Source organism: Gemmobacter denitrificans, assembly GCF_036964905.1.
GTDB lineage: Bacteria > Pseudomonadota > Alphaproteobacteria > Rhodobacterales > Rhodobacteraceae > Gemmobacter > Gemmobacter denitrificans.
Genome location: NZ_JBALHR010000003.1, coordinates 55,257 through 71,742 on the forward strand (window position 1 = coordinate 55,257; position 16,486 = coordinate 71,742).

At 63.9% G+C, this 16,486-nt stretch carries 15 protein-coding genes; 10 read left to right on the forward strand and 5 right to left on the reverse strand.

The genetic code is table 11. The features are described 5' to 3' along the window. Positions 1-32: 32 nt before the first annotated feature. Positions 33-338: a BufA1 family periplasmic bufferin-type metallophore gene (locus V6590_RS06055; protein ID WP_491546695.1), complete on the reverse strand. Its 306-nt coding sequence runs from the start codon at positions 336-338 to the stop codon at positions 33-35. Positions 339-519: 181 nt separating this feature from the next. Between V6590_RS06055 and hutC the strand changes: the two genes are divergently transcribed. The 3 genes from hutC to V6590_RS06070 all read left to right on the forward strand — a co-directional run bounded on the left by hutC (position 520) and on the right by V6590_RS06070 (position 4,678). Next, a complete protein-coding gene (gene hutC / locus V6590_RS06060) occupies positions 520-1,242 on the forward strand; it encodes a histidine utilization transcriptional repressor HutC (protein WP_335420960.1) in 723 nt (240 codons plus the stop codon). Between the two features lie 109 nt (positions 1,243-1,351). Continuing rightward, entirely contained in the window at positions 1,352-3,607 is a 2,256-nt protein-coding gene (locus V6590_RS06065; RefSeq protein ID WP_335420963.1) for a calcium-binding protein, read from the forward strand. Between the two features lie 69 nt (positions 3,608-3,676). Continuing rightward, positions 3,677-4,678: a glycosyltransferase family 2 protein gene (locus V6590_RS06070; protein WP_335420965.1), complete on the forward strand. Its 1,002-nt coding sequence runs from the start codon at positions 3,677-3,679 to the stop codon at positions 4,676-4,678. Between the two features lie 18 nt (positions 4,679-4,696). On the opposite strand, the gene V6590_RS06075 is transcribed toward V6590_RS06070, so the two are convergent. Next, positions 4,697-5,428 (reverse strand): FG-GAP repeat domain-containing protein, encoded by a 732-nt coding sequence (locus tag V6590_RS06075; protein ID WP_335420966.1) that lies wholly within the window; start codon positions 5,426-5,428, stop codon positions 4,697-4,699. A gap of 175 nt (positions 5,429-5,603) precedes the next feature. Here V6590_RS06075 and V6590_RS06080 point away from each other — a divergent pair, with 175 nt between their 5' ends. The 7 genes from V6590_RS06080 to V6590_RS06110 all read left to right on the forward strand — a co-directional run bounded on the left by V6590_RS06080 (position 5,604) and on the right by V6590_RS06110 (position 13,114). After that, the gene (locus V6590_RS06080) at positions 5,604-6,044 is read left to right on the forward strand and encodes a DoxX family protein (RefSeq protein ID WP_335420968.1); all 441 of its coding nucleotides are present in this window, start codon (positions 5,604-5,606) and stop codon (positions 6,042-6,044) included. A gap of 161 nt (positions 6,045-6,205) precedes the next feature. Further along, complete coding sequence (locus V6590_RS06085) at positions 6,206-8,353, forward strand: dihydrolipoyl dehydrogenase family protein (protein WP_335420970.1); 2,148 nt, start codon at positions 6,206-6,208, stop codon at positions 8,351-8,353. After that, on the forward strand, positions 8,350-8,973 hold the full coding sequence (locus tag V6590_RS06090; protein WP_335420972.1) for a CDP-alcohol phosphatidyltransferase family protein: 624 nt from the start codon (positions 8,350-8,352) through the stop codon (positions 8,971-8,973). The genes V6590_RS06085 and V6590_RS06090 overlap by 4 nt, the downstream gene beginning before the upstream one ends. Before the next feature lie 58 nt (positions 8,974-9,031). Further along, the gene (locus V6590_RS06095) at positions 9,032-10,222 is read left to right on the forward strand and encodes an ABC transporter substrate-binding protein (RefSeq protein WP_335420974.1); all 1,191 of its coding nucleotides are present in this window, start codon (positions 9,032-9,034) and stop codon (positions 10,220-10,222) included. Further along, positions 10,219-11,928: an ABC transporter permease gene (locus tag V6590_RS06100; protein ID WP_335420976.1), complete on the forward strand. Its 1,710-nt coding sequence runs from the start codon at positions 10,219-10,221 to the stop codon at positions 11,926-11,928. Before V6590_RS06095 ends, V6590_RS06100 begins: the two co-directional genes overlap by 4 nt. After that, complete coding sequence (locus V6590_RS06105; protein WP_335420977.1) at positions 11,918-12,559, forward strand: ATP-binding cassette domain-containing protein; 642 nt, start codon at positions 11,918-11,920, stop codon at positions 12,557-12,559. The genes V6590_RS06100 and V6590_RS06105 overlap by 11 nt, the downstream gene beginning before the upstream one ends. Before the next feature lie 99 nt (positions 12,560-12,658). Next, the gene (locus V6590_RS06110) at positions 12,659-13,114 is read left to right on the forward strand and encodes a hypothetical protein (RefSeq protein ID WP_335420979.1); all 456 of its coding nucleotides are present in this window, start codon (positions 12,659-12,661) and stop codon (positions 13,112-13,114) included. Here V6590_RS06110 and V6590_RS06115 read toward each other — a convergent pair. The 3 genes from V6590_RS06115 to V6590_RS06125 are packed head-to-tail and all read right to left on the reverse strand — an operon-like array spanning position 13,097 to position 16,439. Beyond that, on the reverse strand, positions 13,097-14,560 hold the full coding sequence (locus V6590_RS06115; RefSeq protein WP_335420981.1) for a heme biosynthesis protein HemY: 1,464 nt from the start codon (positions 14,558-14,560) through the stop codon (positions 13,097-13,099). The two genes, V6590_RS06110 and V6590_RS06115, sit on opposite strands and share 18 nt — an antisense overlap. Before the next feature lie 10 nt (positions 14,561-14,570). Beyond that, a complete protein-coding gene (locus V6590_RS06120; protein WP_335420983.1) occupies positions 14,571-15,650 on the reverse strand; it encodes a COG4223 family protein in 1,080 nt (359 codons plus the stop codon). A 36-nt stretch (positions 15,651-15,686) separates the two neighbouring features. After that, a complete protein-coding gene (locus tag V6590_RS06125; RefSeq protein ID WP_335420984.1) occupies positions 15,687-16,439 on the reverse strand; it encodes a uroporphyrinogen-III synthase in 753 nt (250 codons plus the stop codon). Positions 16,440-16,486 lie beyond the last annotated feature (47 nt).

The window sequence follows — 16,486 nt, forward strand, 5'->3', positions numbered from 1 at the left end:
GCGGGAAAGACCTGGCCCGCGCGCCGCAAGGATCATGCCGGGATGTCGCGGGTCAGTTCTTCCAGCGAACCGTGGCGCGGGGTGCCATCAGCTGCGGCGGGCAGTTCCATCGTGGTGCAGGTGCCTGCCGGAACCAGCTTCCAGGCATTGCCCTGATAATCCACCTTCGAGGTGCCGGCACAGGTCGTGCCCGGACCGGCAGCGCAATCGTTCTTGCCAGCCAGCGAAACGCCGAAGCACTTTTCCATATCCGCCGCCAGAACCGGCGTGGTGGCCATGGCGCCAAGCGCGCAAACCAGCGATGCGCCCAGAACGAGGCGGGACGAAACAGCAGTCATGTCAGTCTCCCTGATGAGGAAAGGCTGCTTGCCTTTCACAACAGCAGTTCGCAGCGCGGCAAAGGCCTGTTACACCGCTCGCGTTTTCGTGACGGTCCGCGGCGGGATGACAGGCCGGTGGTTCGGTGCTAAGGCGCAAGGCGCGCGGGATATGGGATGATCGCGCTACGGGAACGGGTCGATGACGGACGGCAGATCAGCCACGCTGCATGATCGCATCCTGACAGAGGTGCGCGACAAGATCCTGCGCGGCCATTGGCCCGCCGGGCACCGCATCCCGATCGAAACCGAGATGGCCACCGATTATGGCGTGTCGCGCATGACGGTGAACAAGGTGCTGACCCAGCTGACCCGCGAAGGCTATCTGGAGCGCCGTCGCAAGGGCGGCACTTTCGTAGCCCGGCCGCGTGGGCAATCGGCGGTGATGGCCATTCCGAATATTGGGGATGAAGTCCGCGCCCGGGGGGCCGAGCATCGCTTTGCCCTTGTGCGGCACGTCCGCCGCAAAGCCGGTCCCGGCGATCCGCTGCCCGTGGGGGCCGAGGTGCTGGAACTGGAATATCTGCACCGCGCGGATGATCTGCCGTTTTGTCACGAATGGCGCCAGATCAATCTGGCAGCGGTTCCTGCGGCGGCGGAGGTGGATTTCGCGGTCGTGTCGGCCGGGGCATGGTTGCAGCAGCAGGTGCCATGGAGCACGGCCGAACATGTGATCCGCGCCGTTGCCCCGCCGCCTTCGGTGGCGCGGGCGCTTGGCCTGTCTGCCGGTTCGGCCTGTCTCGAGGTGGAGCGGCGGACCGAATTCGAAGACCAGCCGATTACCTTCGTGCGCCTGATCTACCCCGGCACCCATCACCAGCTGGTCGCCCGATTTTCGATGCAGGGCCAATTCGCCCCTGGATGATTCGATCTAGATCTTGATCGCCTTTTGCGTGTTGATCTAAGGTGACTTAGTCTGCCATCCGGCAGCAATCCCGCAAGGCGGGACGTGCGAGTATATTGAGGAGTACACAATGCCGATCGGATCGACGACCTCCGGCGTGAATATGGTGAACGTCACTTTTACCGATGCCAATGGATCGGACAGCTACAACTTCGCCTGGCAATCGACCAGCCAGATGATCCCGATGGGGATCAATGGGGATCCGGCCGTGCAACTGGAAAGGCTGAAGGCCACCTTGCCGCATGTGAACAATCTGCGCCTGCTGTTCAACGAATATTCCTTCAATGCCGATGGCAGCTTGCATGCGGAATATGAAAGCTTTCTCGCCGCTGCCACGGCCGAGGGGTATGACATCACCTTTGTTTATGCCGGTGGCGATGCCCAGAACATCGGCCTGAACGGCTGGGTGAAGAACGCGGGCACCGATATCATCCCGACGGGTGATGATCAGGGGAAACCCGGTAAGTTCTGGCCGGGCCTGACCAATGCGCAGGCCTGGTCACAACTGCAGGCCCAGTTCCAGGACACGCGCGGCGCATGGGTCAAGATGATGAACTGGTTGGACGATCACCCCGCCACAAAATCGGCGGTCTATGGCTTCGATCTGATGAACGAAGCCGCCGGTTATAAGCACAGCATCAGCAAGAACGGGACAGGCGGTGGCTATGATCTGGCCAGTTTCGTGAAGCTGTATGCCGATCACAATATCGCCCTGTCCAACCTGATTCAGGGTCGCGCAGATGGCAAGATTCTGGTTGGCGGCTGGGGCTATAACGGCGATTTCGAGACGCTGGATACAACACTCGTCAATGGAGTTTCGGCGCTGGATTACATCCGTGCCGGGATCGGCGGCGATCTGGTCTGGTCGGCGCACCTCTATCCCGGCTGGGCTGGCACCGATGCTGCAGAAGACCCCGTCGCGCTTGCGGCTTTGCTGAATACCCATTTCGCTCCGCTCAGCGGCGATGATGTCATCGTCACCGAAACCAATGCGGGCGGCGAAGTTGATGATCCGGCAGCGCTGGATGATGTCGTGGATCTGTTCGTGGCATCCTACGAATGGTTTGCGGATAATGGGATCGGCATTGGTTGGTTCCCGTTCAACAGCACTGGCGGGTCATCGTTCATCTGGTTCGAAGGAAGTGGGCTGCAGGTGCGTCACCAGCATTCTCTCGCCCATGCGATGAACGCCTATTCCCTGGATGAAAACCCGGCCCAACATGCCGGGAACCAGTCGATCACAGCCAGCACGATCGCTGTGAAACTGCGCAATGAAACCTACCAGACCACGGGAACGGCACCGGAGCCTACCTTTGACACTTCGGGCCGCATCGGCTGGGGCTTTGGCTATGCGGGCAACGACACGCTGACCGGCACCGACACATCCAACGATTTTCTGTATGGCGGCACCGGGTCTGACAGCCTGCGCGGGCTGGGCAGTGATGATTTCCTGTTCGGGCAGGAGGGCAATGACACACTGACCGGCACCGGCAATGATTATCTGTTTGGTGGGCGCGGCAATGATCGCCTGATCTCGACCGGGGCGGCAGATGTGATGCGGGGCGGGCTGGGGAATGACACCTATGTCATCGACAGCAGCAGCGACAAGATCCGCGAATTTGCCAACGGTGGCACCGACACGTTGCAGACTGCCAATCTGACCAGCCAGTCTCTGGCGAACCTGACGACTGTCGAATACCTGACCTATACCGGCAGCGCCGCCTTTACGGGCACCGGCAACGGGGCTGCAAACCGGATCGCTTCGGGGGCGGGGAATGATACGCTGTCGGGTGCTGCGGGCAATGATACCTTGCAAGGCGGAGCCGGGGGCGACAGGCTGGACGGGGGCAGCGGGTCAGACTGGGCCAGCTATGCCTCTGCAACCGAAGCGGTGAATGCCGATCTGATTGCGGGTCGGTCGGCCCTGCGCGGCGATGCTTTGGGCGATACCTATGTCAGCATTGAAAATCTGCTGGGTGGCACGGGCCATGATACCCTGCGGGGCAATGACAATGCCAACCAGCTTTCCGGTGGTGCGGGGGATGACAGGTTCTGGGCCCGCGGCGGCAATGACACGTTGACGGGCGGTGCCGGTGCCGATGTGTTCAACTTTGAACGCGGCTATGCGGCTGACAGGATACAGGATTTCCAGAATGATGTGGATAGCATCACCTTTTCCAAGATGGGGTTTACCTCCGTCGCACAGGCGATGGGCTTTGCCTCGCAATCCGGGGCGAATGTGGTATTCTCGTTCGGAAATGGCGACAGTCTGACTGTGGTAAACACCACTTTGGCCGCCCTGCAGAATGATATCCTGCTGGCCTGACCGGCTGGCCATTGAACCCGGCAAGGGCGGCGGTCATCTGCCGCCCGGCCACCAGCAGACAGGGCGCAGATGGCAGAAGGCTTCACTGTCGTAACCACGATGAAGAACGAAGCGCCCTTCCTGCTGGAATGGGTGGCCTTTCATCTGGCGCTAGGCTTTGATCACATCGTGCTTTGCACCAATGATTGCGACGATCCGACCGAAAAGATGGCGCGGCGGCTGGCCCGGATGGGGGTGCTGCGCCATCACATCACCCAGTACAATCCCGGTGACTCCATCCAGCGCGTCGCGCTGCGGCAAGTGCTGGATTACCCCGAGGTGACGGGGGCCGATTGGGTCTATATCTGCGATGCCGACGAATTTCTGTGTTCAGATGTCGGCAATGGCACGGTGCAGGCATTGGCCGCACAGGCCCGTCCGCGGTGCGAGGTGATCTCGATCCCATGGCGGCGCTTCGGGTCTTCGTATCGGCGTCGCTATACGGACGGACTGGTCACCGAACAGTTTACCCTGGCCAATCCGATGCCTGTTGAAATCCCGGAACAGCCTTTGCCGAACGCCTTTGCCAAATCGCTGTTTCGCGGCGCGATCATCCCGCGGTGTGATCGGTTGGGCATCCATACCCCGATCCCGAAACACTGGCTGAAACGCGATTTCATCCGCGAATTGCCCGGCGGGCGGCGGATCGTCGATATGCCGACGCCCATGCATGTGCCCGCCGATTACCGACTGGCCCAGATCAATCATTATCAGTTGCGATCGGTGGACAGTTTTCTGGTCAAGGCCGAACGCGGTCGGGTCAACCATGTGGCCAAGCCCATCGGCATCGAATACTGGCAACGCAATGAAGCAAGCGAGGTGCCGTGCAACCGCATTGCCCGCATGGTGCCGGAATTGCGGCATTGGCAGGCACAGCTGTTGGCGGATCGGCGGCTGGCCACGCTGCATGCCCGCGCGGTGCGCTGGCATCAGGACCGTATCGCCGAACTGGCCAAGGTGCCCGACATGATCCAACTGCGTGCCCGGATCGAAGCGGGCTTTCCCGATGCCGAACGCGGGGCAGTGGCCTGACAGCAGGCCTGACATGGGTCAATCGCAGGCGCGGGTATGGCCGATTTGCCATGCTGTAGGGGCCGGCCCAAGATCGCGGGCCTCTAGCCTGTTAGCGGTCAGCCGGATGGCGAGCTGCCGTTGGCCTGAACCGTCAAGTGCCACGATCTGCGGGCCGCCCGGGCAGGTATCGATCCGGCTTTGCAGGGTTTCCTGCCCGATGGCGTGGTTGCTGATCCCCGCCAACCGGGCCACAGGGACCAGCCGGTTGCCTTCATGGCGGACGATGTGCAGCACCTTGTCCAGATGCGGCTTTTCCACATAGGCCAGTTCGGGCCGCCCATCCCCATCGAAATCCGCCGCACCTATGGGGGCAAGCCAGCGAAAGCGGCGCCCGATGAAGGGCGTGGCGGCAATGCGTGTCAGCCCATCGCCGGTGACGGACCATATGGCCAGCCGCGCCCCGCGATCCCGGTCACTTTCCACGACCACAATCTCGGTCCGACCATCGCCGTTGGTATCAATCAGGCGCGGGGCAAAATCTTCGAAGACCAGCCGGTCGGGCAGGCGGCTGCGATGGGTTTGGCCTGAAACCGTTTCCACCACCAGACCGCCATGCGCGGGCAATCGTCCCATGATGTTATGGGGGTAACGGTCGGTTGGTGCTTCGAACCGGGCTGCGCGAAGCGGGTCTTGGTCCTGCGCCGCTGTGCTGGTCGTCAGGGCACAGACCCAAAGCAGGGCAAGCAATGCCATTCGTGTTGACGCCATCCTGCACCCCCTTGGCTTTTCCTTCCCTACGCAGCCGGGCTGGCCGATGTTACAAAACAGCGCAGGCAGACACGCTTTCGTGACAGGGGTAACAGCCGCACGGCCGCACCGAATGGACAGGGTGACCATGACACAGATGCCCGGACCCGGGCCAATCGATCCGAAGGAGATTTCGATGCTTGACCTGATCCGCCGCGTGAATGGCCTGCTGGGCCGCGTGCCACAAGATGCCGTTGCGCTGGCCCTGCGCATCTTTCCCGCAATGGTCTTCCTGCAGTCGGGGCGGACCAAGGTGGAAGGGCTGTTCACCATCAAGGACAGTACGTTTTTCCTGTTTGAACATGAATATGCCCTGCCACTGATCCCGCCGAACCTGGCGGCCGTGCTGGCCACGACGGCCGAGCATGTTCTGCCGCTGCTGATGATCCTTGGCCTTGCCACCCGGCTTTCTGCCCTTGGTTTGCTGGGCATGACGGCCGTGATCCAGATCTTTGTCTATCCCGATGCCTGGGTGACCCATGGGCTTTGGGCCTCGGCGCTGCTGGCGGTGGTGGCCATTGGTCCGGGCCGGGTATCGCTGGACAGGGTTCTTGGACTGGATGGAGCGATGCGCTGAACGCATCTGATGGCGGCGGCCGACCTGTGGTTCTGCCGCTGTTCACGCGATTGTTGCATTGGCTGCGCTTGCCAGATGTAATCTTGTGGCGTGGGATGGTTTAGACGGAGGACATGGGCAGACACCCACCCCGTGAACAGGCCCGAACAAGGGGAACTTGCGTGAAGAAACCGGCAGTGCTGATCGGCTTTGGCCTGATCCTTCTGTTGATCGTGCTGGCCAACCGCCAGCAGATCGATCTTGAGGCCTTGCGTGGCGGGCTGGAGCGGCTGCGGCACTGGCAAAGCCAGAATGCCATGATGCTGACAGTCGGGTTTTTCGCGGTCTATGTTGCGGTGACGGCGCTGTCCTTGCCCATCGCGGTCTGGCTCACATTGGCGGCGGGTGCGCTGTTCGGCTTCTGGCAGGGGCTGGTGATCGTGTCCTTCGCCTCGACCCTCGGGGCCACGCTGGCCTTTCTGGCGGCCCGCCATCTGTTGCGCGACTGGGTCAGGGCCCGGCTTGGCAGCCGTGCGGCGGCCATTGACGAAGGAATGTGCCGGGATGGACCTTTCTACCTGTTCACGCTGCGCCTGATCCCGGTGATCCCTTTCTTTGCGGTGAACCTGCTGATGGGCCTGACGGCGATCCCGACGCTGACCTTCTATCTGGTCAGCCAGGTCGGGATGCTGGCGGCGACGGCGGTTTATGTGAATGCAGGTACACAACTGGCGGCACTGGACAGCCTGTCGGGGATCGTATCGCCCGCCATGCTGGCCTCATTCGCAGCACTTGGGCTGTTCCCGTGGCTGGCGCGGTGGGGGTTGAACCTGGTGCGGCGGCGGCGGGCCTACAAGGGCTGGACCCGGCCTTCCAGCTATGACCGCAATCTGATCGTGATCGGCGGCGGCGCGGCGGGGCTGGTTTCGGCCTATATCGCGGCGGCGACCAAGGCCAAGGTGACGCTGGTCGAGGCGCACAAGATGGGTGGCGATTGCCTGAACTATGGCTGTGTGCCGTCGAAGGCGCTGATCCGCAGTGCGAAACTGGCACACCAGATGCGGCAGGCGGCGCGCTATGGCCTGACCCCGGTCGCGCCGCAGGTGGATTTCGCGCAGGTCATGGCGCGCGTGCAGGATGTGATCGCCGATATCGAACCCCATGACAGCATTGAACGCTATACCGGTCTGGGGGTGGAGGTGCTGCAGGGCCATGCCCGGCTGATTGATCCCTGGACAGTCGAGATTGCGCTGAACGACGGCGGCACTCAGCGGCTGACCAGCCGGGCCATTGTCATCGCGACGGGCGCGCACCCCTTTCTGCCGCCGCTGCCGGGGCTGGATCAGGTGGGCGCGCTGACGTCAGATACACTCTGGCAGGCGCTGCGTGACCGGCCCGCACCGCCCGCGCGGCTGGTGGTGCTGGGCGGTGGGCCGATCGGCACCGAGTTGTCGCAGGCCTTTGCCCGGCTGGGGTCGGGCGTGACGCAGATCGAAATGGCCCCACGTCTGATGGGCCGCGAAGACCCGGAGGTATCCGAACTGGTCACCGCGTCGCTGCGGGCTGATGGGGTCGAGGTATTGACCGGGCACAAGGCGCTGGCCTGCGGCATCAGCGACGGTGAAAAATGGATCGAGGTGGAACATCAGGGCCAGACCCGGCGCATCGTCTTTGATGAGATCATCGCCGCCGTGGGGCGCAGCCCGCGACTGACAGGCTTCGGGCTGGAAGAGTTGGGGATCAAGACCAATCGCGTCGTGGAAACCAACGACTATCTCGAAACCCTGTACCCCAATATCCTTGCCGCGGGCGATGTGGCGGGCCCTTATCAGTTCACCCATACGGCGGCGCATCAGGCATGGTTTGCGGCGGTGAATGCGCTTTTTGGCGATCTGAAACGCTTCAAGGTCGATTACCGGGTGATCCCATGGGCCACTTTCACCGACCCCGAGGTGGCGCGGGTCGGCCTGTCGGAAAGCGAAGCACGCGAGAAGGGCGTCGCGGTCGAGATCACCCGCTATGGTCTGGATGATCTGGACCGGGCGATTGCCGACGGCGCGGCGCATGGCTTCGTAAAGGTGCTGACGGTGCCGGGCAAGGATCGTATTCTGGGTGTCACCATCGTGGGCGAACATGCGGGCGATCTGATTGCCGAATTCGTGCTGGCGATGAAACACGGGCTGGGGTTGAACAAGATTCTGGGCACCATCCACATCTATCCGACCTGGGCCGAGGCGAACAAATACGCGGCCGGCGAATGGCGGCGGGCGCATGTGAATCCACGGATTCTGGCCTGGGTCGAACGCTATCACAGCTGGCGGCGCGGATGATTGACGCAAGGCTTCTGCCCCTGCAGGCGCAGCTTCTGGCCCCTGTCGCGGGTTGGCTGGCAGCGCGCGGCGTCAAGGCCGATACGCTGACTTTGGCCGGATTTACGCTGGGGGCGCTGGCCGTTCCGGCCTTGGCGGCGGGGATGACGGGGCTTGCGCTGCTGCTGATCCTGTCCAATCGGATCATCGACGGGCTGGATGGGGCGGTGGCGCGCATTGCCGGGCCGACCGACCGGGGCGCCTTTCTGGATATCGCGCTGGATTTCGTGTTCTACGCGCTTGTCCCGCTGGGCTTTGCGCTGCTGGACCCCGCGCGGAATGCGCTGGCGGCCTGCGCGCTGGTGGTGGCCTTTGTGGGCACCGGATCGTCCTTTCTGGCCTTCGCCACCATTGCCGCCAAGACGGGCCGCCGCGCCACGGAGTACCCGACCAAGGGCATCTATTATCTGGGCGGGCTGACCGAGGGGACCGAAACCATTGCCGTCTTTGTCGCCATGTGCCTGTTTCCTTCGGCCTTTGTGCCGCTGGCCTGGGGCTTTGCCGCCGCCTGTGCGCTGACCACCCTGTTGCGGTGGCTTCAGGGGTGGCGGGCTTTTGCAGTTCCGCCCCGCCAGCGGTAACATCCGGCCTGTCTGGACGAACTGACCTGTAAGACTATCCTGACCCGGAGCCACAAGAATGAAGAAACTGACCTCTGCCACCCTGATGGCACTGACCCTGGCCACACCCACGCTGGCCGATGATTGGCAGGCCACACTGGATGCCGCCAAGGGCCAGACGGTCTATTGGAATGCCTGGGGCGGGGATGATCGGACCAATGCCTTCATCGCCTGGGCCGGGCAGGAAACCGAACGGCTGTATGGCGTGAAGATCGAACAGGTCAAACTGTCAGACACCGCCGAGGCGGTGACGCGGGTCCTGTCGGAAAAGGCTGCGGGGCAGGATGCCGGGGGTGCGGTCGATCTGATCTGGATCAACGGGCCGAATTTTCTGGCGATGAAGGAGCAGGGCCTGTTGCACGGGCCTTTCGTGGCGGGTCTGCCCAATGCGCGGTATCTGGACCTGTCGCCGGCCTCTCCCAATTCGGTGGATTTCACCGTGCCGGTCGAGGGAATGGAAAGCCCCTGGCGGTTGGCAAAATTCGTGTTCACCCACGATACCGCCCGTGTTGCCAATCCGCCTGCCGATATGGCGGGGTTCGTGGCTTGGGCATCCGAAAATCCAGGGCGGTTTACCCATCCTGACCCGTCAAACTTCATGGGCGCAACCTTTCTGAAACAGGCGCTGATCGAACTGGCCCCCGATCCCGCCGCGTTGCAGCAACCGGTGACCGATGAAAGCTTTGCTGCCACCGCAGCGCCGCTTTGGGCCTGGTATGACGCGCTGCGCCCGCATCTGTGGCGCAAGGGCGAGGCTTTCCCCGAAAATGAATCCGTGCAGCAGCAGTTGCTGAACGATGGGGAGATTGACATGGCGATGTCATTCGATCCGGCTTCGGCTGCGGCGGCGATTGCGCAGGGGCTTTTGCCCGAAACGGTCCGGGTCTTTGTGCCCAAGGGTGGCAGCATCGGCAATGTCAGCTTTGTCGCCATCCCCTATAATGCCGCGCACAAAGAAGGTGCGATGGTGGTGGCGAATTTCCTGCTGGACCCTGCGACGCAGGCGCATATGCAGAATATCGACGTGCTGGGATCGTTCTCGGTGCTGAATCCGGCACGGCTGGATGAAGGGGCCAAGGCGTCCTTCGCCGCGCTGCCAACCGCACCTGCCCTGCCAGCTCTGGCCGATCTGGGTCCGACCCTGCTGGAGCCCCATGCCAGCTGGATGACCCGACTGACCGAAGAATGGGCCAAGCGTTACACCAAGTGACGACCGAAGGGCGGCTTCTGCGCGGCATGGTTCTTCTGGTGGTGGGGATCGGGTTTCTGGCCCCCATCGCGGCTGGTGTGTGGCAGACGGCCCGGGCCGCTCTTGGCGTCCTGCCCGCGATTGGCGCGACCGAGCCGGGGTTGCAGGCCTTTGCCCTGCTTGCCGAGGTGCCCGGCATCGGACGTGCGATCTGGCTGAGCGTGGTGACCGGGCTGGGTTCGACGCTGATGTCGCTGTTGATCGCGGGCGGGGTGGTGATCCTGGCATCGGATCGGTTGGCGGGGCGGCGCGGGGCGCGGCTGTTGGCCCCGTTTCTGGCGGCGCCCCATGCCGCCATGGCCATCGGACTTGCCTTTCTGCTGGCGCCCTCGGGCTGGATCGCGCGGGGGCTGGCCCCTGTCATGGGATGGGACCGACCGCCAGACCTCGCAACGGTGAATGATCCGCTGGGGCTGGCACTGATGCTGGGACTGATGGTCAAGGAGGTGCCGTTTCTGCTGCTGGTCATGCTGTCGGCCCTGACACAGGTGCCGCCGCGGCGCGATCTGGCCATCGGCCGATCCCTTGGATATGGGCGCGGCATGGTCTGGGTGAAGGTGATCCTGCCGCAGATCTGGCCCTTGATCCGGCTACCGCTGATGGTGGTGCTGGCCTATGCTCTGTCTGTGGTCGATATGGCGCTGATCCTTGGGCCGTCGAACCCGCCAACGCTGGCCGTGCTGCTGGTACGGCTGTTCTCTGATCCCGATCTTGCGCGGTTGTTGCCTGCCTCTGCCGGCGCGATGTTGCAACTGGGGCTGGTGGTTGCCAGCTTTGCCGCGCTTTGGGGGGGCGAACACCTGTTGCGTGGCCTTGGCCTGATCTGGCTGCGGCGGGGGCGTCGGCAGGGGGTGGCGGACCTGTTGGCCCCCCGCGCGGCAGGGTTGGTTGCGCTGCTGCTGATGGGCCTGGGGGCGGGGGCGATGCTGTCCCTGCTGGTCTGGTCTATGGCCTGGCGCTGGCCCTGGCCCGAAATCTGGCCGGAAAGCGGGTCGCTCCAGGCCTGGGCACGCCCCGGTTCGGGCTGGGGCCGGGCCTTGTGGAATACCGCGCTGCTCGCCTTCGCTACCACGGGCCTGTCGCTGATGCTGGCCATTGCCTGGCTGGAGGCGGAAGATCGTGCCCGCATGGCACGCGCCCGCTGGGCCGAGGCGCTGATCTACCTGCCCTTGCTGGTCCCGCAGGTTTCCTTTCTGTTCGGGATGAATGTGTTGCTGTTGCGGCTGGGTCTGTCGGGCGGCATGGCGGCGGTGATCTGGGGCCAATGCCTGTTCGTCTTTCCCTATGTGATGATCGCGCTGAGCGATCCGTGGCGTGCCCGCGACCGGCGGTTGGACCGTGCGGCGGCGGCTCTTGGGGCCGGGCCGTGGCGGCGGATGGTGGCGGTCAAGCTGCCAGTGCTGCTGGCGCCGATCTGCACGGCCGCTGCCATCGGCATGGCTGTATCTGTGGCGCAATACCTGCCCACACTGTTTCTGGGCGCAGGGCGGATTGCAACCCTGACCACCGAGGCGGTGACCTTGTCCAGTTCTTCTGATCGGAGGGTGGTGGGGGTATTGGCAAGCCTGCAGGCGGTCTTGCCTTGGCTGGCCTATCTGGCGGCCTTCCTGCTGCCTGCATTGCTGCACCGCAATCGCCGCGACCTGAGGCCCGCCCATGACGCTTGAGATCGACAATCTGACCCTGCGCTTTCGGGACCGGCCCGCGCTGTTTGCGCCCCTGACCTTGCGTATCGCCCCGGGCGAGGTGGGCACGGTGATGGGCCCTTCGGGGGTGGGCAAATCCACCCTGCTGGATGCCATCGCCGGCCATCTGGCGCATGGGTTCACGCTGACAGGGGACGTGCGGTTGAACGGGCAATCGGTTCTGCGGCTGCCGCCAGAGCGTCGGCGGATCGGGCTGGTGTTTCAGGATGCGGTGCTGTTTCCGCATCTGTCGGTCGGGGATAATCTGGCCTTCGGGTTGACGCCAGACATCCGTGGCCGTGCCGCACGGGCAAATGCGGTTGAACAGGCGCTGATTCGGGCAGGGCTTGCGGGCCTTGCCCCGCGCGATCCGGCCACCCTTTCCGGGGGACAACGTGCGCGCGTTGCCCTGATGCGCGCCCTGCTGGCCGAACCTATGGCTCTGCTTATGGATGAACCATTCTCAAAACTTGATGCAAATTTACGCAGCGAGATGCGCAGCTTCGCCTTTGCGCATATTCGCGAACGTGATATACCTGCACTGGTTGTTACGCACGACCCTGCTGATGCAGAAGTTGCGAATGGCCCCAAATTCTTGTTGTCGGTCGCCTGAGCGACTGACAAATTTATCTTGTGGACTTGCTTTATTCTAAAATCTGCTGAATCTTTCTGAGGGGAAGAGACTTGGCGTGACCACCGCTTGGGGGAAACCATGCCGTATCAGATCAAAATCCTGCCCGCACGCCGCCTGTGTCTGTTTCGAATGTTTGGCGATTTTGGCGTCAAAGACGGAAAAGCCTCTTTTCTGGAATACGCCAAGTCTGCGGCGTTTGATCCAGGTATCATGATGCTGACAGATGCCCGCGAAATCGGGGAAATCAACGTTTCCTTTGCCGATATGCTGATGAGTGTCTTCAGCGTGCAGTCAGCAATGGATCGCTTTAACAATGATACACCCAGCATCGTGCTGCTAGACACTGAAACGATGTACGGCATGGCCCGGATGTTGCAACAGGCTCTGGCGCTTAGCGGCAAGATCGCGCTGATGCCAACCATGTGTGAAGCCGAGGCACTGCAGCTTGCCGGGGTGCAAGGGGCCCGCATGGCCGATTTGCGGCGCGAGGCGGGCTTTCCCGGCTTCAGCCAAGTGTCAGGTCGCGCGGCGTAGAATCTGATCCAGTTCGATGACCTCCGGTTCCGGGCTTTCCGGTTCTGCGGAAGGGGTCGGAGCCGGGGCAGGAGGGTTCACCAGCAGGGGCAGCAGTTCTGCCCCTGACATCCTCGGTGCGGCCCCCTGCGGCGGTTCCCGCCAGGACAGGGTATCGAAGCCGCCACAATTGCCACAGATCGGGGCCCATTCGGCATGAATCGTCTGGCATTTGTCGCAGCACCATTGCGGGCCGCGCGGTGCCACAAGCGCCTTAGCCAACCAGGCCCGCACCTCTGCCTCGTCCGCGCCCTCACCGCGGGCGATGGCCGCCATAAGCGCCAGTGAACGCCCGGTTGGCGCGCTGTCCACCAGATTGCCAAGTGCGCGGCGTGCAGCAGGGAAATCTTCGGCGGCGATCAGAAGTTCGGCCTTCAGCATGCGGGTTTCGGGGTGGTCGGGCTTGATGGACAGCAGCGTGCCAAAGCGTTTCAGCCGGGCTTCGGCGGTTTCTTCGGGCACGATATCGGCAAATGCTGCGGCAAGATCGGGATGCGGCTGCGCCTCCCACGCCTTGCGGATCACCCGGGTTGCCCCCTTGGCATCGCCCGCCAGCGCCAGATTGCGCGCCGCCAGCGCCGCCGCCGGGATCAGGTCGGGCGACAGCTTGTTGGCATCGATCGCGGCTTCGCGCGCCTCGATGCTGGCCCCTTCGGCCATCACGCCCTTGGCCTGTTGCAGGGCCAGAACCGCATCGCGGCGGCGGAATACATCGCGTGACAGGCCACCCGCCCGGGCCTTGGCCCCCAGCGTGGCGCGCGCGCCTTTCCAATCCTGCGCTTCGGCCTGCAATTGCAGCAGGATATCCTGCGTTTCCGCATGGCGAGGCTTCATCGCAAAGGCCTTTTCGGCCAGTTTCAGCGCGGTTTCGCGGTCGCCTTCGGCGATTTTCTGGGTCAGAAGGCCCCGGATACCGATGAAGCGGCTGTCTTCGTGTTGCAGCAATGCCTTGTAGGCCTCGGCGGCGCGTTTGCCATCGCCTGCAGCCTCGGCGGCCTGCGCGACCAGAAGATTGGTCAGTTCCGGCTTGCCCAACAGCCGTTCGGCCTTGACCGCCCGCGACAGTGCCACCCGGTTTTCGCCCGACGCCAGAGCCAGCAGCCCTTCGGACAGCGCCTGATAGCCTTTGCGTTCGCGGTTGCGGTCGAAATAGCGGGAAATCGCGGTTTCATCACCGTTGATGAAGTGCAGCACAGCCATCAGCAGCCCCACCAGCTTTATCAGCAGCCAGAGCGTGCCAAAGATCGCAAGGATCGCCAGCACCGCCTGCAACGGCCCCAAGGTGAATTCATAGCCCGCTGCCGTGATGCGCAGCCCATCGCCGCTATCGAGCAGCAGATGCGCGCCATAGGTGGCTGCCGCAACGGCTGCGAAGAAGATCAGCCCCTTGATCAGTGCCCAGATCATGCGCGTCCCCTTATTTCTGTTCTGCAAGCAGGGTAGCCAGCGCCGCCCCGGCATCCAGCCGCGCCTGTGCCTGCGCACGCCATTCGGCCATTGGTTCGGCGGCAGTGGGCGGCAATGCGTCCAGTTCGGCCAGTGTTGCCGTCAGATCGCCCCGCGCCAGCGCAGCCTCGGCCCGCGACAGGATCGCTTCGGGCGAGGTGCCGTCTTGGGGTGTCAGCGGGCGCGCGCCGGTCTGGGCCTTCAGAAAGCTGGTCAGCCGGTTGCCAAGCGTGGCATCCTGCCCCAATTCGGCCTGATGCGCGGCTTTCAGCGCTGCCCGGGCCGCATCTGAAAAGCTGTCCTGCAATTGTGGCATCGGCATCGGCGCGGTGGCATAGCGGGCCAGCGGTTCGGGCAGGATGATGCCCGCCGCGGCCAGATCGGCCAGAACGCCATCGGTGGCCGTGCCGTCGGCCAGGGCCTGTTCCAGCCGAAGCAGCAACCCCCGCCGGTCGGTTTCCGTGCGGATGGCCTCGGCCTCGGCGCGCAGCGCATCGGCTTCGCCCAAGGCGGCGCCAATCTGTTCGCGCACCTGTTCGGCCACCAGAGCCGAGACATCGGCCCCCCCGCCTTGCGCAACCTGTGCCTTCAGCGCAGCAATTTCGGCCTGCAAGGCGGCCAGATCGGGGCCGGTTTGTGCAGGCGCAACCTCCAGCGCGGCAAGGCGGTCCTCCACTGCGGTCAGGTCCGGGGCAGGGCGGTTGGCCAGTGCGTCGATCCGGGCCGATTGATCGGCCAGCGCCTTTTGCAGTGCAGCCAGATCAGCGGTGAGATCGGTGGCGGGTTCGGTCGGGGGGGCGACCAGCAGGGGCCAGCCCTGCTGCACACCATAGGTTGCCAACCCAAAGCCCAGGCCTGCGGCAACAACCCCGCCCGCAAGAAGCCCGACAAAGCGCCCCGCGCCCCCCGTCTGGGTCTTGGTGGCCGGTGCAGGGGCGGCGGCTTCGGGGGCTGGCTGGGGGGGCGCCATGTCTTGCGCCGCGTCTTCCGTCAGGTTGACGCCCTCGGCGGGCAGGGGCGGCGTGCTGTCCTTGATCTCTGGCTCTGACATGACTCGCCCCTTTTCCAACGCTTCCTCAGACCCAAGCTAGACGTTGGTTTCCCAAGGCTCAACCCATGGCAGGCCATTCAGCACTGCGACACAGGCATCCAGCATGGCCGCGGCATCCGGGCGTTCGGCGATTTTCAGCCGGTTGGGCGGCAAGCTGGCAAAGGGCGCCGCCGCCGCCGCCGAAATCGCTGCGATGCCATAGGGGGCGCGGGGCGCGGGGGCTTGCAGTTCTTGCGCCAGAATCCGGGCACTGCGGGGTGAAAAGACTGGCAGCAACACCGGATCGGCCCCGGCCAGTGCCGCGCGCGCCTGGGGGCCCAAAGGCAGCGCCCGCTGGGCATAGACCACCTGCGCACCGGCCTGATAACCCGCATGCGTCAGCCGTTCGGCCAGATCGCCGCGCCGGTCTTCGCCGCACAGGTGCAGCAGCGGGCCGGGTCGCGGTTCATGGGTGACGATCAGACGGAACAGCGCCTCGGCATCGCCATCGGCAGATCGGGTGTCGAACCCCGCAGCCTGCGCCGCCGCTGCGGTCCGGGCACCGACACAATAGGCGCGGTCGGGCAGGTCGGCACGGCGCTGCGCCATGGCAGCTACCCCGGTTTCGGAGGTGAAGATCACGGCCGACACGGGTGGAAGATCGGCCAATGGCAGGAACTCCGGTGCAATCACCGGCGATGTGATCACACGCAGGCCGGGCCAACGCGCCAGAAGATCAGCCGTAAAGCGGGCCGATTGCGCGGCGGGCCGCGTCAGGATCACAACAGGGGCGCGGGATTGCCTGACCATGCTTCCGGTGTTACCTCGGGGGCGCCCTGCAATCAACCGGACCTCAT

Excerpts from the sequence above, each read along its gene's own strand:
- V6590_RS06095 (WP_335420974.1), top strand. The coding sequence starts at position 9,032 with ATGAAGAAACTGACCTCTGCCACCCTGATGGCACTGACCCTGGCCACA.
- V6590_RS06115 (WP_335420981.1), bottom strand. The coding sequence starts at position 14,560 with ATGATCTGGGCACTGATCAAGGGGCTGATCTTCTTCGCAGCCGTTGCG.
- V6590_RS06120 (WP_335420983.1), bottom strand. The coding sequence starts at position 15,650 with ATGTCAGAGCCAGAGATCAAGGACAGCACGCCGCCCCTGCCCGCCGAG.
- V6590_RS06065 (WP_335420963.1), top strand. The coding sequence starts at position 1,352 with ATGCCGATCGGATCGACGACCTCCGGCGTGAATATGGTGAACGTCACT.
- V6590_RS06075 (WP_335420966.1), bottom strand. The coding sequence starts at position 5,428 with ATGGCGTCAACACGAATGGCATTGCTTGCCCTGCTTTGGGTCTGTGCC.
- V6590_RS06125 (WP_335420984.1), bottom strand. The coding sequence starts at position 16,439 with ATGGTCAGGCAATCCCGCGCCCCTGTTGTGATCCTGACGCGGCCCGCC.
- V6590_RS06070 (WP_335420965.1), top strand. The coding sequence starts at position 3,677 with ATGGCAGAAGGCTTCACTGTCGTAACCACGATGAAGAACGAAGCGCCC.
- V6590_RS06090 (WP_335420972.1), top strand. The coding sequence starts at position 8,350 with ATGATTGACGCAAGGCTTCTGCCCCTGCAGGCGCAGCTTCTGGCCCCT.
- V6590_RS06055 (WP_491546695.1), bottom strand. The coding sequence starts at position 338 with ATGACTGCTGTTTCGTCCCGCCTCGTTCTGGGCGCATCGCTGGTTTGC.
- V6590_RS06080 (WP_335420968.1), top strand. The coding sequence starts at position 5,604 with ATGCTTGACCTGATCCGCCGCGTGAATGGCCTGCTGGGCCGCGTGCCA.
- V6590_RS06105 (WP_335420977.1), top strand. The coding sequence starts at position 11,918 with ATGACGCTTGAGATCGACAATCTGACCCTGCGCTTTCGGGACCGGCCC.
- hutC (WP_335420960.1), top strand. The coding sequence starts at position 520 with ATGACGGACGGCAGATCAGCCACGCTGCATGATCGCATCCTGACAGAG.
- V6590_RS06110 (WP_335420979.1), top strand. The coding sequence starts at position 12,659 with ATGCCGTATCAGATCAAAATCCTGCCCGCACGCCGCCTGTGTCTGTTT.